Source organism: Paraburkholderia phymatum (assembly GCF_038900715.1).
In the GTDB taxonomy this organism is placed as follows: domain Bacteria; phylum Pseudomonadota; class Gammaproteobacteria; order Burkholderiales; family Burkholderiaceae; genus Paraburkholderia; species Paraburkholderia phymatum_A.
The window spans coordinates 58,696-75,174 of sequence record NZ_JAYMRZ010000035.1; the positions used below are offsets into that span (position 1 = coordinate 58,696).

15 protein-coding genes and 4 pseudogenes are annotated in these 16,479 nt (G+C 60.7%); 7 read left to right on the forward strand and 12 right to left on the reverse strand.

Going from position 1 to position 16,479, the window contains the following annotated elements; genetic code table 11:
- Positions 1–208 precede the first annotated feature (208 nt).
- Positions 209–1,117, reverse strand: coding sequence for a hypothetical protein (locus VSR68_RS38935; RefSeq protein WP_342944836.1), 909 nt, complete (start codon positions 1,115–1,117; stop codon positions 209–211).
- A 170-nt stretch (positions 1,118–1,287) separates the two neighbouring features.
- Between VSR68_RS38935 and VSR68_RS38940 the strand changes: the two are divergent.
- From VSR68_RS38940 to VSR68_RS38955, 4 genes and pseudogenes are all read left to right on the forward strand, one after another.
- Positions 1,288–2,056, forward strand: a pseudogene (locus VSR68_RS38940) (ABC transporter permease).
- Positions 2,053–2,842, forward strand: a pseudogene (locus VSR68_RS38945) (ABC transporter ATP-binding protein). The pseudogenes VSR68_RS38940 and VSR68_RS38945 overlap by 4 nt, the downstream one beginning before the upstream one ends.
- Before the next feature lie 29 nt (positions 2,843–2,871).
- Positions 2,872–3,712 (forward strand): annotated as a pseudogene (locus tag VSR68_RS38950) (HEAT repeat domain-containing protein).
- Positions 3,709–4,083 carry a DUF971 domain-containing protein gene (locus VSR68_RS38955; protein WP_342944837.1) on the forward strand — a complete coding sequence of 125 codons (375 nt, stop codon included), beginning with the start codon at positions 3,709–3,711 and terminating at the stop codon, positions 4,081–4,083. Before VSR68_RS38950 ends, VSR68_RS38955 begins: the two are co-directional and overlap by 4 nt.
- Here VSR68_RS38955 and VSR68_RS38960 read toward each other — a convergent pair.
- The 3 genes from VSR68_RS38960 to VSR68_RS38970 all read right to left on the reverse strand — a co-directional run bounded on the left by VSR68_RS38960 (position 4,063) and on the right by VSR68_RS38970 (position 6,581).
- The gene (locus VSR68_RS38960) at positions 4,063–4,398 is read right to left on the reverse strand and encodes an H-NS family nucleoid-associated regulatory protein (protein ID WP_342944838.1); all 336 of its coding nucleotides are present in this window, start codon (positions 4,396–4,398) and stop codon (positions 4,063–4,065) included. The two genes, VSR68_RS38955 and VSR68_RS38960, sit on opposite strands and share 21 nt — an antisense overlap.
- A gap of 184 nt (positions 4,399–4,582) precedes the next feature.
- Positions 4,583–4,786, reverse strand: a complete 204-nt coding sequence (locus VSR68_RS38965) for a cold-shock protein (RefSeq protein WP_342944839.1) — start codon at positions 4,784–4,786, stop codon at positions 4,583–4,585.
- A gap of 1,669 nt (positions 4,787–6,455) precedes the next feature.
- On the reverse strand, positions 6,456–6,581 hold the full coding sequence (locus tag VSR68_RS38970; RefSeq protein ID WP_342944840.1) for a hypothetical protein: 126 nt from the start codon (positions 6,579–6,581) through the stop codon (positions 6,456–6,458).
- 317 nt (positions 6,582–6,898) lie between these two features.
- Between VSR68_RS38970 and VSR68_RS38975 the strand changes: the two genes are divergently transcribed.
- The gene (locus VSR68_RS38975; protein ID WP_342944841.1) at positions 6,899–7,576 is read left to right on the forward strand and encodes an ArsB/NhaD family transporter; all 678 of its coding nucleotides are present in this window, start codon (positions 6,899–6,901) and stop codon (positions 7,574–7,576) included.
- Between the two features lie 68 nt (positions 7,577–7,644).
- On the opposite strand, the pseudogene VSR68_RS38980 reads toward VSR68_RS38975, so the two are convergent.
- The 6 genes and pseudogenes from VSR68_RS38980 to VSR68_RS39010 form a co-directional block, all read right to left on the reverse strand.
- Positions 7,645–8,027, reverse strand: a pseudogene (locus VSR68_RS38980) (integrase); the annotation flags it as partial.
- A gap of 502 nt (positions 8,028–8,529) precedes the next feature.
- Positions 8,530–8,733 (reverse strand): hypothetical protein, encoded by a 204-nt coding sequence (locus tag VSR68_RS38990; protein ID WP_342944842.1) that lies wholly within the window; start codon positions 8,731–8,733, stop codon positions 8,530–8,532.
- 207 nt (positions 8,734–8,940) lie between these two features.
- Positions 8,941–9,243 carry a hypothetical protein gene (locus VSR68_RS38995; RefSeq protein WP_342944843.1) on the reverse strand — a complete coding sequence of 101 codons (303 nt, stop codon included), beginning with the start codon at positions 9,241–9,243 and terminating at the stop codon, positions 8,941–8,943.
- A 1-nt stretch (position 9,244) separates the two neighbouring features.
- Positions 9,245–9,373 (reverse strand): hypothetical protein, encoded by a 129-nt coding sequence (locus VSR68_RS39000; RefSeq protein WP_342944844.1) that lies wholly within the window; start codon positions 9,371–9,373, stop codon positions 9,245–9,247.
- A 215-nt stretch (positions 9,374–9,588) separates the two neighbouring features.
- Positions 9,589–10,116 (reverse strand): PRC-barrel domain-containing protein, encoded by a 528-nt coding sequence (locus VSR68_RS39005; protein ID WP_428983691.1) that lies wholly within the window; start codon positions 10,114–10,116, stop codon positions 9,589–9,591.
- A gap of 179 nt (positions 10,117–10,295) precedes the next feature.
- A complete protein-coding gene (locus VSR68_RS39010; RefSeq protein ID WP_342944845.1) occupies positions 10,296–10,475 on the reverse strand; it encodes a hypothetical protein in 180 nt (59 codons plus the stop codon).
- A 294-nt stretch (positions 10,476–10,769) separates the two neighbouring features.
- Here VSR68_RS39010 and VSR68_RS39015 point away from each other — a divergent pair, with 294 nt between their 5' ends.
- A complete protein-coding gene (locus VSR68_RS39015; RefSeq protein ID WP_342944846.1) occupies positions 10,770–11,390 on the forward strand; it encodes a sel1 repeat family protein in 621 nt (206 codons plus the stop codon).
- 64 nt (positions 11,391–11,454) lie between these two features.
- Here the strand turns inward: VSR68_RS39015 and VSR68_RS39020 are convergent, their stop codons facing one another.
- Entirely contained in the window at positions 11,455–11,649 is a 195-nt protein-coding gene (locus VSR68_RS39020; protein ID WP_342944847.1) for a hypothetical protein, read from the reverse strand.
- A 202-nt stretch (positions 11,650–11,851) separates the two neighbouring features.
- Here VSR68_RS39020 and VSR68_RS39025 point away from each other — a divergent pair, with 202 nt between their 5' ends.
- Positions 11,852–13,237 carry a hypothetical protein gene (locus VSR68_RS39025; protein WP_342944848.1) on the forward strand — a complete coding sequence of 462 codons (1,386 nt, stop codon included), beginning with the start codon at positions 11,852–11,854 and terminating at the stop codon, positions 13,235–13,237.
- Positions 13,238–13,971: 734 nt separating this feature from the next.
- Here the strand turns inward: VSR68_RS39025 and VSR68_RS39030 are convergent.
- Positions 13,972–16,305, reverse strand: coding sequence for a bifunctional diguanylate cyclase/phosphodiesterase (locus tag VSR68_RS39030; protein ID WP_342944849.1), 2,334 nt, complete (start codon positions 16,303–16,305; stop codon positions 13,972–13,974).
- Positions 16,306–16,479: the final 174 nt, after the last annotated feature.

The window sequence follows — 16,479 nt, forward strand, 5'->3', positions numbered from 1 at the left end:
TGACCCGTGCCGCTGATGTTTTGATGAACGCGAACAGGTCTTCCTGCTGGCGTTGTCGGGGCAACGCTAGCAACGCCACATCGACGACATAACCGTCTCTTTTGTCGAGATGGTGTGTATCCGATTCACACCGGCGCGTCCAGCAGCGCTTTGGCGTCCTGCCAGTCCGCGGTTTCGAAGCCCGCTGCAAAAGCACCATGGATCGCGGCTAGCGTTTGCCGGGCGGCGCCCCTGTTGGCCTCGCGCTGGCGCAATCGAGCCAGACTCGACGCCGTACGCAACTCGAGCGACCGGGCGCCCCTTGCTGGCGGGCGATCGCGATGGCGTCACGGAAACATGCCTGCGCTGCTTCGTGGTCAGCGAGGTAGCGGGATTGCGCGCCTGACCGCTGCTGGAGCAGTTCACCCCTGAGTCGGTGCAATTCCGCTACATAGTAACGTTCGCCTTTGCGATCAGCCACGTTTAGCGCCTCGCGCAGCGTCTCCAGCCCCGCTTCTGCCTGCCCCGCGTTCCCGCAGGCCTGGGCGAGTGGCGCCAGCTGATAGGGCCGCGCCAACTCGGCACCCGTCGCGCGATAGGCAATCAGGCCCTCGCGCATTTGGGCAATGCCCTCTTCCGCGCGGCCTTGTTGGCCCAACGCCCACCCACGCAGAATCGTCGCCCATGCCAGCCAAAGCGGAAACCCCTGCTCAGTTGACAGCGTGATGGCCGCTTCGGCGTACTCGAGCGTCCGTTCCGTTTCACGTCGGCACTGGTGCAGCTCGGCGGCCAGGGTCAGGCCGAGCGCCAGGCTGTAGGGGTGAGACAGCTTCCGGGCGAGCGCGAGCGCCTCCTGCATTCGCTTGCGCGCCTGATCCGGATAGCCCAGGAACCATAATGCCCGGCCAGAGGCAATCAGCCCATGCACCAACGGGTCCTGCCCCAGGAGAAACGCGTCGGCGCAGTGGTTCTCAAGGTCGAAGCAGGCTACGCCCCGGTCCAGATGGGTTCGCGCGCGGCCAAGCTCACCGAGATAGAAAGATGACGTTCCCAGTACGATATGCGACTGTCCCAGCAGGCCCGGGTCGTCCGCGCTCTCGGCCAAGGCGAGCAGCCTTTCACCCAGTTCGTATGCCATTCTGTGTTCTGCGCGCAGCGAAAAGAACGTTCGCAGTCCCAACTTCGCGAGGAAAAGCTGCCGGGTTTCGCCGCCCTGATCGCACAAGGCGAGCGCGCGCGTATAGGTCGGTCGCCTCAACCTCGGGGGAGGCATAGCCCTTCGTCGCGACCAACGCGGGAGCCAGCGTGATGCGTAAGGCAAGTTCCTGGCGCGCGCGCTCGTGCGTGTCGGGCGTACGTTTGAGCAGCTCCAGCGCGGCTGTCGGCGGGCTTCATCACGTTCGCAAACGTGCCTGCGCCCTCCGATGCACTGCCCGCGCTGTGGACGCTGCTGCATTCGCCGAAGCTGCCGATGCATCTGGCCGCGAGCATATGGCGCGTGCTCGCGGGTTTTTGCGCGGCGGCTGTCGTGAGTATCGGTCTGGGCCTCGCGATCGGCCGCTATCGCGCGGTCGAAGATACGGCGCTACCCGCGCTCGAAGTGCTGCGCCCTATTCCCGCCGTCGCGTGGATACCGCTCGCGATCCTGATGTTTCCTTCGTCGGAACTCAGCATGATGTTCGTCACGTTCATCGGCGCGCTGTTCCCGGTTCTGCTCAATACCGTGCACGGCGTGGAAGGCGTTGATCCAAGGCTTATCGCGACCGCTCGCAGTCTGGGCACGAAACCGCTCGCGCTGTACAGGGAAGTCGTGCTGCCGGGCGCCGCGCCCGCCATCTTCACGGGCCTCGCGATCGGCATGGGGACCGCGTAGTTCTGTCTGGTGACGGCCGAAATGATCGCGGGCCAGTACGGTATCGGCTATTTCACGTGGGAGTCGTACACGTTGCAGAACTACCCAGACATCGTCGTCGGCATGGCACTGATCGGCGCGCTCGGAATGGGCAGCAGCGTGCTCGTCAAGCGTCTGGGCGTCGCGCTCACACCGTGGTACAGATTGCAGGAGACACGCCGATGAGCACCGTCGCCGCCGAAACCGCTTACGCACCGGCACGCGTCAACGTGCGCACGTTTCCGTCGAAGTCAGGCCGCCGCATGCGCGCATCACGACACTCGACGGTCTCGACGTCGATATCGCGCCCGGTCAGTTCGTCTGCGTGCTGGGTCCTTCGGGCTGCGGCAAGTCGACCTTGCTCGGCGCGATCGCCGGACACATCGCGGCGACACAAGGCACGATCGCCGTCGATGACGAAACCGTCGATCGTCCGCATCCCGAGCGCGGGCTCGTCTTTCAGCAACACACGCTGTTTCCATGGAAGCGCGTGATCGACAACGTCGCGTCGGCCTCAAGATGAAGGGCATCGGCGCGAACGAGCGGCGCAGGCAAGCGGCAGAACTGCTCGAACTCGTCGGACTCGGCGGGTTCGACACGCATTACCCCGCGCAACTGTCGGGCGGCATGCAGCAGCGTGTCGAAATTGCGCGTGTGCTGATCAACCGGCCGCGCGTGCTGCTGATGGACGAACCGTTCGGCGCGCTCGATGCGCAAACGCGTCGCATGATGCAGACGCTGCTGCTCGACATCTGGGCGAAGGTGCGCACGACAGTTGTGTTCGTCACGCACGACATCGAAGAAGCGCTGTTTCTCGCGGATCGCATCCTGATGCTGTCGAAGCGGCCCGCGCGCGTGGTCGCGGATATTGCCGTGCCGCTGCCGCGCCCACGCTCCGACGACGCGACGCTCGATCCCTCCTTCATCGACATCAAGCGTCAATGTCTTTCGCTGCTGCGCGATACAGCGTGACGCCGCGCGACTCCACTCCTCGACCGTTCATGACCGCCTCGAACTTTTTGACCTACGATCCGCAAACGCTCGCACCGGAAGTCGCTGCCTTGTTGCCGCGACTCTCGGATGCGGATGCCGTCGTCCGACGCATCGCGCTGATCGAACTCGCCGATCTCGAAGACCCCGACGCGCTTCAACCCATCGTCGCGGCGCTGAAACACGACGACTCCGCCGCGGTGCGCAGTGAAGCGGCGCGCGTGTTAGGCGCATGGGAGGCCGGCAATCGTCGAAGCGCTCTGTCATGCATTGATCGACGCGGATAGCGAAGTGCGCGAAGCCGCTGCGTCGAGTCTGTCTGCACTGAAGGATGCATCATCGGGTGCGGTGCTTTGCGCGTGGGTCGATCATCCGCAACCGTTCGTGAAGGCCGCCGTGTTGCACGCGTTGCGCGAACTGCGCGTGGCCGACGCATTCGCGCCCGCCTTGCGCGCGCTCGCGCATGTCGATCCCCGCGCGCGCATCGAAGCCGTCGGCGTGCTCGGGTGGCTCAAGGACGTGCGAGCACTCGCGCCGCTTGCCGATATCGCCGCGCGCGATAGCAGCGCCGAAATTCGCCGCGCTGCTATCGGTGCTTTGGGTTTCGCGCATATGGACGATTCCGCAACGCCGGTTGCGCTGCTGCAAGCGCTGCATGATCCCGTGTGGCAAGTCCGTGAAGAGGCCGCGACAACGCTCGGCAAGCTGCGCAAGGAAGCCGCGCTTGCTCTCGGCGAATTGCGCGACACCTCGACAGCAGACGCACTGCACGCAGCATCCGGCGATGCCGATCCCGACGTGCGCAAGGCCGCCCGGATTGCGCTGCAACAGCTTGAGCAAGCCGCGCGATGACGAGTCCACGGCAGATCGAATTCAATGCATGGGCACTGACACTGCATTGGAACGACGGTCCGGCACAACGGATCGCATCGCGCGTGCTGCGAATGCGGTGCCCTTGCGCCGAATGCCGGCGGCTTCGCCACGATGGGAATGCACCCGTCGTGCTACCCGATATCGCCATTCCGGAAATTCGCCCGGCCGGTTACGGCATGCAACTGGTATTCAGCGACAAACACGAGCGCGGCATTTTCCCGTGGGTCTATGTGGCGCAGTTGCCCGATTCGGCAGCAGCGCCGCAGAGTACCTTCCCTCCGTGCCAATCTGCGAGCAGAAGCGCGCCACGCCAGTACCGCATTCAGGCATCAACGGGCATGAGCATATGAAGGGTGAACCGTTGCGAGGCGCGTTCCTGCGAACGGATCTTCGCGCCTGTCTGTTTTTCGACGCGTGGCAGCGTCGCGCTGCGACGCGGTTCCATCAACGGCAAAGTGTTCGGGAGATTGACCGGCACTGATGGCCTGTTTAAGCCATTGGGGCGTCTCGCCATCGCCGGACCATGTCTGTCCTGTTGCGCTACGATACCGTGCAGCGTTTTCGTCCTGCGCTATGGCGGCTGCAACATCGTCCAGGCCAATCCCGACCTCGGCCATTCGACGGCGCAGGTAAGCGACAATGCTGTCCCGTTTTCGTTGATCCACTGTGATTTCCTCTCTCATCGGTATTGCGCGGAGGGACGCAATGCCACAACGCAGACTTCGTGCCTTTGATGTTTGGGTCTCCCCGCGGAGTCCAGTAACAGAAGCGGCGAGAGAGACCGCGCATCAGGCGCGCGAAATCGTACAGCGATCAGACGCGCCTCGTCTTCCTGTGCAGACCGGTGTCTTACATCGGCTGGATGTTTGCCGCCTGCTTGCCTTTGGGCCCCTGCTTCACCTCAAAGCTCACCTTCTGGTTTTCCTCAAGAGACCTGAAGCCTTTTGCCTGTATCTCGGAGAAGTGTGCGAACAGGTCTTCACCGCCGTCGTCCGGCGTAATAAATCCAAAACCCTTCGCATCGTTGAACCACTTCACTGTACCTGTTGCCATTTTCCTGTTCTTTCCAAACCGTTGAGTTGAAATGCGACCGGCAACTCGCCGATCGCCCTGTCAATATCTGATGAAGCGGCTTCTGCCGGCAATAGGTGTTTTCGGGAGGCGACTCGACATGTCATTGCCAAATTGCTCACGGGACGGCAAGCATCGCAATCCTTCAGAGGCAGCTCAGCCGGCCACCCCTCGTATCTGTCCGGTACACAGCCAATGCACATCAAGATCGAGCGCCGGCGATCCGTTTGAATGCATTTAGCGGAGGCACCGTAATGTCTCGGCGCCAGAACTGAACATCAGATTCACTGACGCCGAGCCACCTGGCAACGCGAGACGAACTCACGTTGGCTCGCCTGAGGGCGGTGTTGAGGCGCGCAGCAAGGGCGCGTCTCAGGCCGCTGTTCTCACCGCTACGCTCGAGGTGCTCGATGGTTTGAGCATATCGATTCATGTTGTTTAAAGTCTCTCAGAAGTGCTTATATTGCCGTCGCGGCGTGGCAACGAATAACATCTACCGTCCGCGCGGACAGTCTGTCGCCGGAACAGGATATTTTCAGTCGAAGCCGGGAAGCACGATCGTTGCAAAGGCAACATGCTCTACAGCCAGTAAACGCAGCGCCTTCCCGCTTTTACAAAAAAGGCCCCGCAGCTCTCTCATGAGAGGGCTGGTCTCAAAACAGGCGGGATTTCCCAGCACGCACCAAAAGCCGGGGATGTCTGCTCTGGCTTTTGGAGCGATAAAGTTACAGCAAGCTGTGCCGTATAACAATTCTGGCAATCCAAATACCGCATTGGAATTAACCCCAATAAGCCGCAAAAGATGTAAGTCTTTCCGGTACAGCCTGGTTGCATCGGGAATATCTGCTCCACGACGTCAAGGGGCGGGGCTGTTCAGTCGTCATCCGCCTTGCGCGCCCTTCGAGACCAAATCCCGGGCGAGCGTCCAACATCCGCCGCACTCCATTGCGCGGGCATCCCGCTCGGCCGGCAACAGCTGGGTTACGCGCCTATTGAGCTCGACTCGCTTCCACACAAATGTCGACGTCGACTGCGCCAGTCAATTCCCTTCGTGTTGTCATGCTGAGCCGCCTCGTGACCGCCAGCATTCTGACGGGCAACAAGTTGCATGGGGCAACAGGCACCCCCGGTAGCAAAAATCCCGAGCCAACGTGCACCAGGGGGATGACTTCGTCCTTCGGTGGGAGTGACAGTGGATTGCGGACGGACACCGCGTCTCCACTGAATGATGGTTGACCTGGCGCAAGGTCGTGCGACAGGAAACCACAGGCATGACACCGCTTACGGAGATAGCATCGATGCATCGATAAACGGAACACAACGCTTGGCCAGATCGCTGGCATAGCGATGAAGCAGTTGTGTGTTGAAAATCAATCACTATAGTTAGGATACCGATATGTCTGTCACCTCCGTTCTGGTCAGCATGGCCCCGATGTGGGGCGTCCTGCTTATCGCATCCTGTGCAGCCGCATACCTGGTCTTTTGGCGTAAGGCAATCAAATAACTGCCCACAGATTTCGGCGCAGGACCTCCGCGCGCACCTGGCGGCGGTTCATCGCCTTCGCCGTCGGAGACGGCAAGCTCCAAGGCATCGCGTCTGATCGCGACCTGGTGCGCGCTGAGCCCGATTACCGGGCACGATGGTGGAAACTCAGCGCGATGCATGTACGTTGAGCAGGCGCTGCACCGGATCACGAGCCGCAAGCCGATAACGTTGATCGATCACGACTTCAATGAAGCGCCGGATCATAAGCTCCGGCAGACCGTACTTCTTCATTCGCGCATTGCGGGGGGCGTGATGATCGCGCACCGCGATATGGATTGTCGCGGATCACCGGCGTCGGGGGCACGTGGTCATCTGACGAACGGACACGCTCGACAACATGATGCACCTGCGTCTACGACATCGCAGGCGGCGTTAGCGTCAAGCGCCCTGTCCGACGCATCCATTCGCGCGACGCGGTCACGTTGCCAGAACGTCAAGCAACTCGTCTGGGCTCGTGGCCAGGATCCCTTCGTCGCGAACCGATAGATAGTGCAAGCAGCAGCTATCGCCAGCGCCCGTAAACATCTGGACACATCGCGGCGGCGAAAGTGAGCACCACATGCAGGGACCACATCGGGTCGCTGACTCAGAGCATCGAAAAGAAAACCGACATCCCCAGACTCTCTGCTGCCGGAAAGGCGACCGGCTGGGGCCTCGCGATGATGGCAGTTCTCATGCTCGGCGCTTCCGCCCTAGGCGCACCGTTAGGCTGGCCGACCTTCGCAGCCGGCATCGGAGTCTTCGCTGGCGTTTGCATGCAGAAGCGGCGGCTCCTGTGGGGCTATCTGGCGGAAATCTCGTGGTCCGTCCTGCCACTGGTCGCCGGTCTCTTCGTGCTCGTGGACGGCCTCCAACGGACGGGGGTCATCGACTGCCTGGCTCATGCGATGAGCCCCCTGTCGCTTGACCCCGCATCACAGGCGGGCTGGCTGTCGGGCATCACCGTCGCGCTGGCCAGCAACCTCATCAACAATCTCCCGGCCGGCCTGATTGCCGGCTACACCGTGGTGGCGGCTCATGCGCCACTCCACGTGTTGAACGCGGTTCTGGTCGGTATCGACCTGGGTCCCAATCTGTCCGTCACCGGATCGCTGGCCACCATCCTCTGGCTGACGGCGCTACGGCGCGAAGGGATTGATGTGCGAGCCCTCGAGTTTCTCAGGCTGGGCCTGGTCGTCATGCCGCCGGCCTTGCTCGTCGCGCTCGGGGCACTTTGGGTTGCATGATTGCGCTCGACGCCAGGCAGCGAAGTTATGAAAATTCGTGTGCTTATGCGGGAGGTGGATATAAACGGCTACTTCCTGAAGTCCCGTGCGGTAAACGCCTGATCGAACCGCCGGGCGCGCTGCACTTCGTCGCTATGCAGATAGGTCGACGTCGTCGAGATCGAAAGGCGCAAATTGTCGCGCACCATGATCAGCTCGGTGCCCCTCGCCAGCACATGTGCCGCGTGTATGCGCCGCATCCAGTGCGTGCTCGCCCGGCGCAGCTTCTCGGCCGTCCCGGGCCGCTCGTCCTGGATCGCATCGGCCAACAGCACGAAGAACCGCCTCAGCACGCGCGACACCCGCGTGCTTTCGATGCCGGCGTCGTCCTCCTCAAGGTTCGCGACAAGCACCGCTGCACGAGATACTGATCGAGTGCCGCCCGGGCGAGCGGCGGAAACGCCACCTTGCCGCGCGAGGCTCACGACGAACCCTGCCGTTGGTCAGGTCAGGAGCGAATCCAAGCTCAGGCTGGATCCGATCGTCACGTTCTTGTCGGTCGGATACACGTTCTGACCAGTAAGCTGACAGCCTTGAGGACGGTGTCGAAAAAGTGCTCCGGCGCGCCAAACTCAACGTGCTCACGAACCGACACGGATCAGATGCGCGACGCAAGACATGAAGAGCCAAGGCACTCGCGCTCGCATAAGGCAGCGTTTGCGGGATTCTGAGAGGCACAAGCGCCAGCTTGCCCACTCTGACGGCCCCGCCCACGGGCCGCCGCGAATGCCTTGGCAGCAAGGTGCTCGCGTTCGCATCAGGCAGAGTTGTTTGAGAGAGACCAATGCAGCCGCGCCCACCGACTGCCGCGAACACCTTGAAGAGGTCTAAACGATTGCCTGTTCAGGGCCGATCGCTCAAAGCATAGGACCCTGCCGAAGCAGGGTTCTGATACTTCGCGCCGAGGCCGTGTCTTATTGCGCCGCCTTCTTGTGCGTCACGTGATGACTCACTTTATGCATGTGCTTCGTCGTCTTGTGTGCAGGCGCCGACGTCGTGGCGGCCGTGGCCGGAGCCGTAGCGGTGGCTGCCGGTGCGGTCGCAGCAGGTGCGGATGCCTGGGCGAATGCGACAGTAGCAAACAGCGATGCAATCACGGTGGCAGCAAGCTTCTTCATTGGAGTCTCCAGTGGGGGGAAGGCGACGAATCATTGCGTCGTCCACTGTCAAAACGCATCGGGCCCGGTTTCGTTGACGTCAGGGAACCGGATTTTTTGAGCCAGTCACACGCTCTCATGAAACGACGCGACCTGGAGCGCTGGGCGGCGTCTTCCTTGATGCCGGGTCTCTCGCGCTGCCCAGGCCGGGCAACCACCGTGGACACGTTATCCGTTCCCCGCATCGCCGAGCGCTTCGATGGCATCGACGAGGTCCGTCAGGTCTTCAATTTCATCGAGCGCACAGAGGGCCGTGTCGAGGTTGTCGATGGACGCTTCCGCATTTTGCCCGGGCTCGCCGGATTGCCTGCTTGCGGACATGTTGGCGAAAGCTGCCTGTTCGTCGTCACGCACGGCTTCCAGTTCGCTCCGGATGCTCCCGGCTTCCGCCTTCAGCTCCTCGACCTTGACTTTCAGCGCCTCGAGGCGTTGCCTCTGTGCATGGATGATCTTTCGCCGCCTGTCGTTCATGTCAGGTCACCACACGATAGCGGGGCGGGTTGTCCGGTAACGCGCGGGTTGATGAAAACGCTTTCTCAAAGCTTTCCATGATGGTTTCGATCGTGTCGTCGGAGCTTACCGTCACCACGAACCTGGTCATCAGGTCTCGCACTCTCATCGCCAGAATGCTTTTTTTGAACCGAGAAGGCCTTTTATCCCAGGCAGGCCTGGCATCCTATCTTTTATCGTCTGCAGGGCGTTACGATATTCGTTGTCCGCATCCTGCATGGTCGCATGGACCCAGCCGGCAGGCTTGAGTAGTACCTGCGGAGGTCAGCGCTCGCGTGAGGCCGTGCGACGCACGTATCGCCAGTGTTAAAGTTTGACGTCCCCTCGCTCTGGCGACGCAGGCGAATCCGCGACGCTTTCGCCAATCCGCATGTCGCCGCGCTCGTCGACGGGTAGTTCCGTGCGACCTCTCCAGTATGGCTTGCTGCCGTAGTATGCATGTACGGTGGCGGCCCAGTCCGGATCGGCCATCGCGGGCCAGTTATCCTTGTCGAAGCCAGGTGCGTTCCTGATCTGCTCGGACGATGCCGACACTACAAGGCGTTCGCGCGATGTGTCGAGCGTCAACATGGCCCACGGGATCGCGAGCAGCTTGCCGCCGATACCGAGAAACCCGCCGCTTGCCAGCACCGCGTACGCTATATGGCCCGTGCGCACGTCGAGCATGATCTCCTTGATCTTGCCGACGTCGTCACCGTCTGCGCTCAGCACGGTATTGCCGTCGAGTGTCGCAGCAGCCATCACATCGGGACCCGGCCCGTCGGCCGGATCGGCGCTCGTGCGCGTGATCTGTGCTCCGCCTTCACTGGCGGACTGATGGGTTGGATTCAAGATAGCACTCCTTATCTATCAATAACGGATTTTCGAAACGACGTGGCAGCACCCGGTGAAATAGTCACGACGATCTCTTATAGTTGGTGATCCGTAGGTCGTGCGTCAAAAACGTAGCGCTCGATCAGCGATCCATGACGGACATGCTGACATCGGCACAGCCGCGTTCCATGGCGTGATGCTCAATCGTCCGGCTTGTGTGCTATTTGCGAGAGATCATCCTCCCACACTCGCGCCTCGCGCACCGTTGTGCCTTCGTCAGAAGACCCGGAAACATCGGTCGGGACAGTCCTTTCCTCTTCATTCTGCTGTGCCTGCCGGTCTCGCTCCGCCTTGTCACTCATCTTGCCTCGCGCTGTCATGCCCGCTCTCCGTCTTTCGCAATGTATGGTGCTGCGCAAGGGTAGCTGAGCAAGTTTCGCGCCGCACCATCATGTGACGTGACCAATGGATCGCATTGGCTGCCTCGCGCGAAGGCTCCATGGCAAGCTCGACAGGTACCTGCGCTTCCGTGGCAACTAGCAATTCCCAGTCGTCCCCGAGGCATTCTTCACGGTCGGCTGGAACCGGCGGGACCGCAACAAAAACCGATAATTGCAATTTCAGTCAAAGGTGAACTAGAATCAGGTGCACTCTTCACCAACGGATTGCTCACCATGCAAATGGAAAGCTGGGTGGGAACCATCGAGCGTGAATGGCATCAGTTGCGTCGCGCCGACCCTGCACTCGATGTTGAAAAGTTCTCCCATCACGTCATTGCGGCGAACAAGACCGGCTTCCTGTCACCCGAGTCGCTCGCCGCCATCGCAAATGCGCTACTCACCAGCACATTAAGCCATGCCCCGCGTCTGGGTCGCTGGTTACTGGAGCGCATTGGCGTCAATCGCCATCCGGCCTGGCGAATGGCCATGGCAATTTCCCTAGTCACGCCGACAGGTGGAGAGGCGGACTTTGAGAGAGGTAACGCGATCCTTGAAGACGTGATGAAGGATGAAACCGCGGAAGATCGTCTGCGCGGCATGGCCGCCGCCGCGCTGGCCGACAGCGCCCGGCTCGGACGGGGTATGCAGGTTGATGTGAGCCGTGCGCGATCGCTCTACGAGCAGGCCATTGAACTGGGCCACGAGGCCGCGGCACACAATCTCGGGCTTTTCTGGGAAGGCCTGTGGGGCGCGGACGACAACGGATTCATTCCGGACCGCACGAAGGCCATGCAGAGCTATCGACGCGGTGGCGACGACAAAATTTGCCAACGCCACCTGGAAGCGCTGCGTTGAGTTCCTGCCGCCCGCCAGTCGTGCGGTTGGCAAAATTTCACGCGGCACACGACGGATATTTCCATCAATTGATAAACGCAAGGTTACGGAGAAGAGACTCCCCGTCCTCCGTGATGCGAGGGCGTACTGCTCCGCCCGCAAGTCGCTCCAGGGCGACAAGCTGGCGTTCAAGCAACGCACCAAGTTCTTCCCGATCAGCAATGTGATCGGCCGAGTCCTTGACCAGCATCAACGTTGCGAATTCGTGGGCGCTCAACACGGGATGCTCCTGATGCAAAGAGAGAAACGCCGGTCGTCAGGTTGTACGGTGACGGGCGCTGCATGACGCCCACGACCGTGGGCGGACTACCGAGGGCGAAAAGCTTAATCCCGAAATGTGACAGCATGAGGACGGCGTTAAATACCGACATCGCCTCGTCTATAATCACTGCCGGAATCAACGTCGCGTGGAGTCCTACTATATGAGTCAAGCCCGCGGGCGATATGCGGGATCCCGGCGCAACGGCGAGCGTCAACCTCACCACGAGAAAAAGCCTCCGCCCCAACGGCCGGGACCTCCGTATGTGAAGGTGCCTCCCCGAGACTCCGCCCAGACAGCCTCCATCTTCAAAACACGATCGTTTCAGTTTCTGGTCGACGCGGTAGGCGCAGAGAATATCGCCATCGCACTCGAATCGAACATGGCGCGCGTGGCCGAACTGATGAAAGGCGAGCGGTTCACGCCCGAGACTGCCTTTCACATGGAAACCACGCTTGGATTACCGCATGGCTTTTTTGACCAACCCAATCCTGCGCTCGCGGACGAGATTATCGCCCGTCTGAAGTCACCGCTCGACTTCGTCCAGATCGACGAAGGAATCGACGCAGAGCCCGAAGCACTTGAGCCGGCTCCTGCCAGGACCGTCGACCAGCAACCAGTTCCTGAAGATAGTTTGTCCGAGGACGCGCAAATGCCAAAGAAAGTAGCTGGCGGTTCGCCAAGAGCCGTCAAGAGTCGTCGAAGCGACATGCCTGCACAGCCTGAACCTCGTGCGCCGCGCAAAGCTTCGCGCTCGAAAGACAAGCCGCCTCCCAAGACGCCGCAACAGCAACCGTTGGCATTGAGCGATAGCACCGAGGTGGAGAACATCCGACGCGCTAACCTCCACCTTCTCACCAAGCGCAACGGATCAAAAGTAAGACTCGGCGTGGTGATGGAGATGAGTGGATTCAACATCGCCGATCGGCTACATGGCAAGAAGCGCATGGACAGTGTGGAAATAACCCGGTTCACGGAGCGACTCGGATTGCCAGTTGGCTGGTTAGACAGTCCGCGCACGGAAGCCGACATTCCAGAGTCGGTGTCGCGCATGCTTGCGCCTGCTCCACGCGGTCGCGCATCCGTTCAACAACATGAGCCGCCTGCGCTGGCAACGAACGATGGCGTACAGGGAAAACGCGTCGACGGGAAGGTGCGCACGCGACGCGAGCGTGCGACCGCCCTGGATGCATCGGAAAGCGCCGCATCTGTTTCGGCGGACGTCGCGGAAGACAGGGAGACGATCGTCGTCAGCCCGCGAGCGGATGTCAATGATTTCCCCGACGACCTTGCCACCCGTTCATTCGAAGAAAATGATGAAGCGGTTCCGGCACCCACGCGAGCACCGTCTGAGTCGATGCCCGCCTCCGCGCAGCCGCAGCAAAGTCCGGCTCCGCTCCCCTTCGCTACCGTGACCAGCCTGGACAATCTTCACGGTATTGCACCGATAGCAGAAGCATTGATCAAGACGCTGGCGGGCAAGGCGCGCACGGGTCGACTGGACGAATTGAAAGCGCTGGAACTCCTACAACAAGCGGTCCTGTTGTAAGTCGTTGACGGCGTCGATCAATCAACGATGCCGCCGCTGATCCGTGAGCGCCAGGTCGGCTGGATTTGCGCCCAGTTCCATATGGTGCTACTGACGGCAAACCTCTGGAACGACGCCTTTTGCGGGCGAGAAATTCGAGCCACCCGGGTTTATCGGGCGCAAGCGGCTACACTGTCATGTCTGTCATGTCTGTCATGTCAAAGCCCGCCGACGCCCGTTTCCACGCAACGGCTTCATACGTCCAATTGATAAAAGCTTTTCCGCCCACTCAGCTGTGCGCTCATCTGCGTCCCTGTAGACGAACTTGACAGGCGTGTTGACTTCGAATTCCCGCGCCAATGCCTTGCCATCCAGTCGCTTGTCAGCCGGTGCTTCGAGGTTCGCGATCGACTGCGCCGCGAGCAAAATGTTGCAGCGGCTTTACCGGATCGTCGCGAGCGCATCGTTGATTTCGGCGCATGCAAGAAACTTCAATTCACCGATGCCGAGCGTCACATGCGCCGACCGCTTCGGCAACAGGCGTTTGATTTCCGCTGTCAGTCCGGCGATGTAAGCCTTCGTCGCCGCCTTTACAACAGGGTCTGCCAGGTCACCCCGAGCGTAGACGACAGCGTTATTTACAGTAAAGACACACATCTCTCAATTAAAGACACACATCGGTTCCGAAACCCGACCGGCGGAATGACATCACCTCGAATCGGCATGGCGCGGATATGGTTGTCTCGCGTCGTTTTCTAGGCAGGGGTGGCGCCAAATGGGGTGGCTTTGGTGTCCGCCTCGCGAGGCGATGAGCATGGCCGATGCGTTTGCACCCAGCGCGCGAAGTCGCGAGGTGCGAGCGGCCGCGAGAACAGAAACCCTTGATACAGATGGCAGCCGTGTGTGCTCAGAAAATCGCGCTGGGCATGCGTTTCCACGCCTTCGGCGGTAACGGTCAGCTTCAGGATTTCACCGATATGGATCATCGTTTGCGCCAGCGATTCTGCCATCTTGTCCCTGCCGATGCCCTGCACGAAGCTTTGGTCGATTTTCAGTTCCTTGACGGCAAATCGGTGAAGGTAGCTCAGGGATGAGTAGCCCGTGCCGAAATCGTCGATCGACAGTGCGATGCCAAGTGCATGGATGGCATCGAGCGATTTCCGAATATCTTCGACCGATTCATCGAACAAGACCCGCTCGGTCATTTCGAGCGTCAGGTCTGCGGCAACCAGACCATGAGCCTGCAGCGTATCGGTGACGAAGCCTGGGTAATCCGGACGCTTGAAGTCTGCGGCGCAGACGTTCACCGACATGTTGGGTACGTCAAGACCTTCGGCTCGCCAGTCGGCAAGTTGCCTGCAGGCCTCGCCCATCACCCAGGCATCCATCTCCGCGATCAGCCCGCTTTCCTCCGCAATGGCGATGAAGCGATCCGGCGCAATGCCGCTTTGCCCGGCGTTGTCCCACCGCACGAGCGCCTCGACACCACGTAGCACGCCTGTGGCATCGACCTTGGGCTGGTAGGCGACACTCAGGGCGTTCCCTCGCAATGCCCGCTGTAGCGCGATCTCCAGCTCGAGCTGCTCCTTCGCCTGACGCTCGTACTCGGGAGCATAGAACCGCACCTGGTTGCGTCCCGCACTCTTGGCCTTATACATCGCCAGATCCGCGTTGCGCAGCAGGATGTCGGTTTCTTCCCCGTCGTGCGGCGAGAGCGCGATACCGATGCTGGCGCTGATCGTGATACGGGTGTCTTGCTTCGAGTTGATGAGGATCGGTTGGTACACGGCCTGCAGAACGCGCCCGGCGACACGTTTGGCTTTTAGCATGTCGCACTCCTGCAGAACGGCGAGAAATTCGTCTCCCCCAAGTCGGCCGATTATGTCACCAGTCTGGATCTCGTTCTGGAGGCGTCGTGCGATTTGGCTCAGGACCTCATCACCGACGGCATGGCCCTGAGTGTCGTTCACGCGTTTGAAACGGTCCAGATCGATGAACAGCACCGCGAGCGTCGACCCCATCCGTTTGGCGTTCGTCAGAATCCGTAGAGCTTCTCTTTGGAGTTGCGTCCGGTTTGGCAGACCCGTGAGTGAGTCGAACCAGGCAAGTCGCTGCAAGCGGCGCTCCATGGCCAGTCTCTTGCGCAATTGTCTGCTGAACATCAGTGACAGCAGGATGAGAAGCGCATCGAGAATGACGCTGACGATACCAATTGCAATCGCTCGTTTGCGCCATCCTGCGAAGATGTCGTCCGTCGCAAAGCCAACGACGACGACGAGTGGATAGCTTCCGATCCGCCGGAAAGTATATAGGCGCTCGATGTGGTCAAGTACGGCTATATCGATATAGGTGCCGTGATCGGATTGCACGAGCGGCCCGAACGAGTGACCGCTCGCGAGGGACTTGCCGATGTCACCCTCGTGAAACGGTTGACGCATGAGAACCGTTCCGTCCGTGCGCAGTAACGTAATCGTGTCGTGCTGGCCGAGTATCGAGTCTTCGAAAAGTTGCCGGAAATAGCTGAGCCGCAACGTGCCGCCGACGATGCCCGCGAAACCGCCGTCCTTGTCCTCGAGCCGCCGGCTTAGCGCGATATGCGGCAGTCCGGGCGTGGCAGTGTACGGCACGTAAGGCGCGCTGATGTAGAGGCCCGCATTCTTCTGGCGCCGCTGAACCTGGAAGTAGTCGCGGTCGCTTACATTTAGGTTTCGCGGCTGAATCGAACGCGAGTCGAGCACGAGCTTGCCCGTTGCGTCCGTCGCAAACAGGGCACCCAGTTCCTTCGCATTGGTGGCCGAACCGAAAGCGACGAGCTGCCGGACGTCCGGGGGAAGCCGTACGATGCTGGCCGTCTCGGCACTTGTCGCGACGTCGCGCATGGCGAGCTGGTAGATGTCGAGATTTCGCTCGATCTCGTTTTGCAGTGAGATCACCATATTCTGGGCAGCATCGCGCGCCTGCGCCATCGCGTCGAGCCTCATCTCGTAAAGCGAGGCGACCGTGACTCCCGTGGTCGCGAGTGTGATTCCGATTCCAGCGTAGATAAACAGCGCCGGCCTGTTAAAAAGGGAGCTTGAAAAGCGAATCATGGGTCTTCCGGAATGCTCGGGAAAGCGAGGTGAGGTTGACCCGCAAGAACGGACACCTATTCTTTTTGAAGAGGAGGTGCCGAAATGGGCAAGACTCGTACACCGTACCCGCCGGAATTCCGGGCGCAGATGGTGGAATTGGTCAAGGCCGGACGCACACCGCAGGAGCTTGCG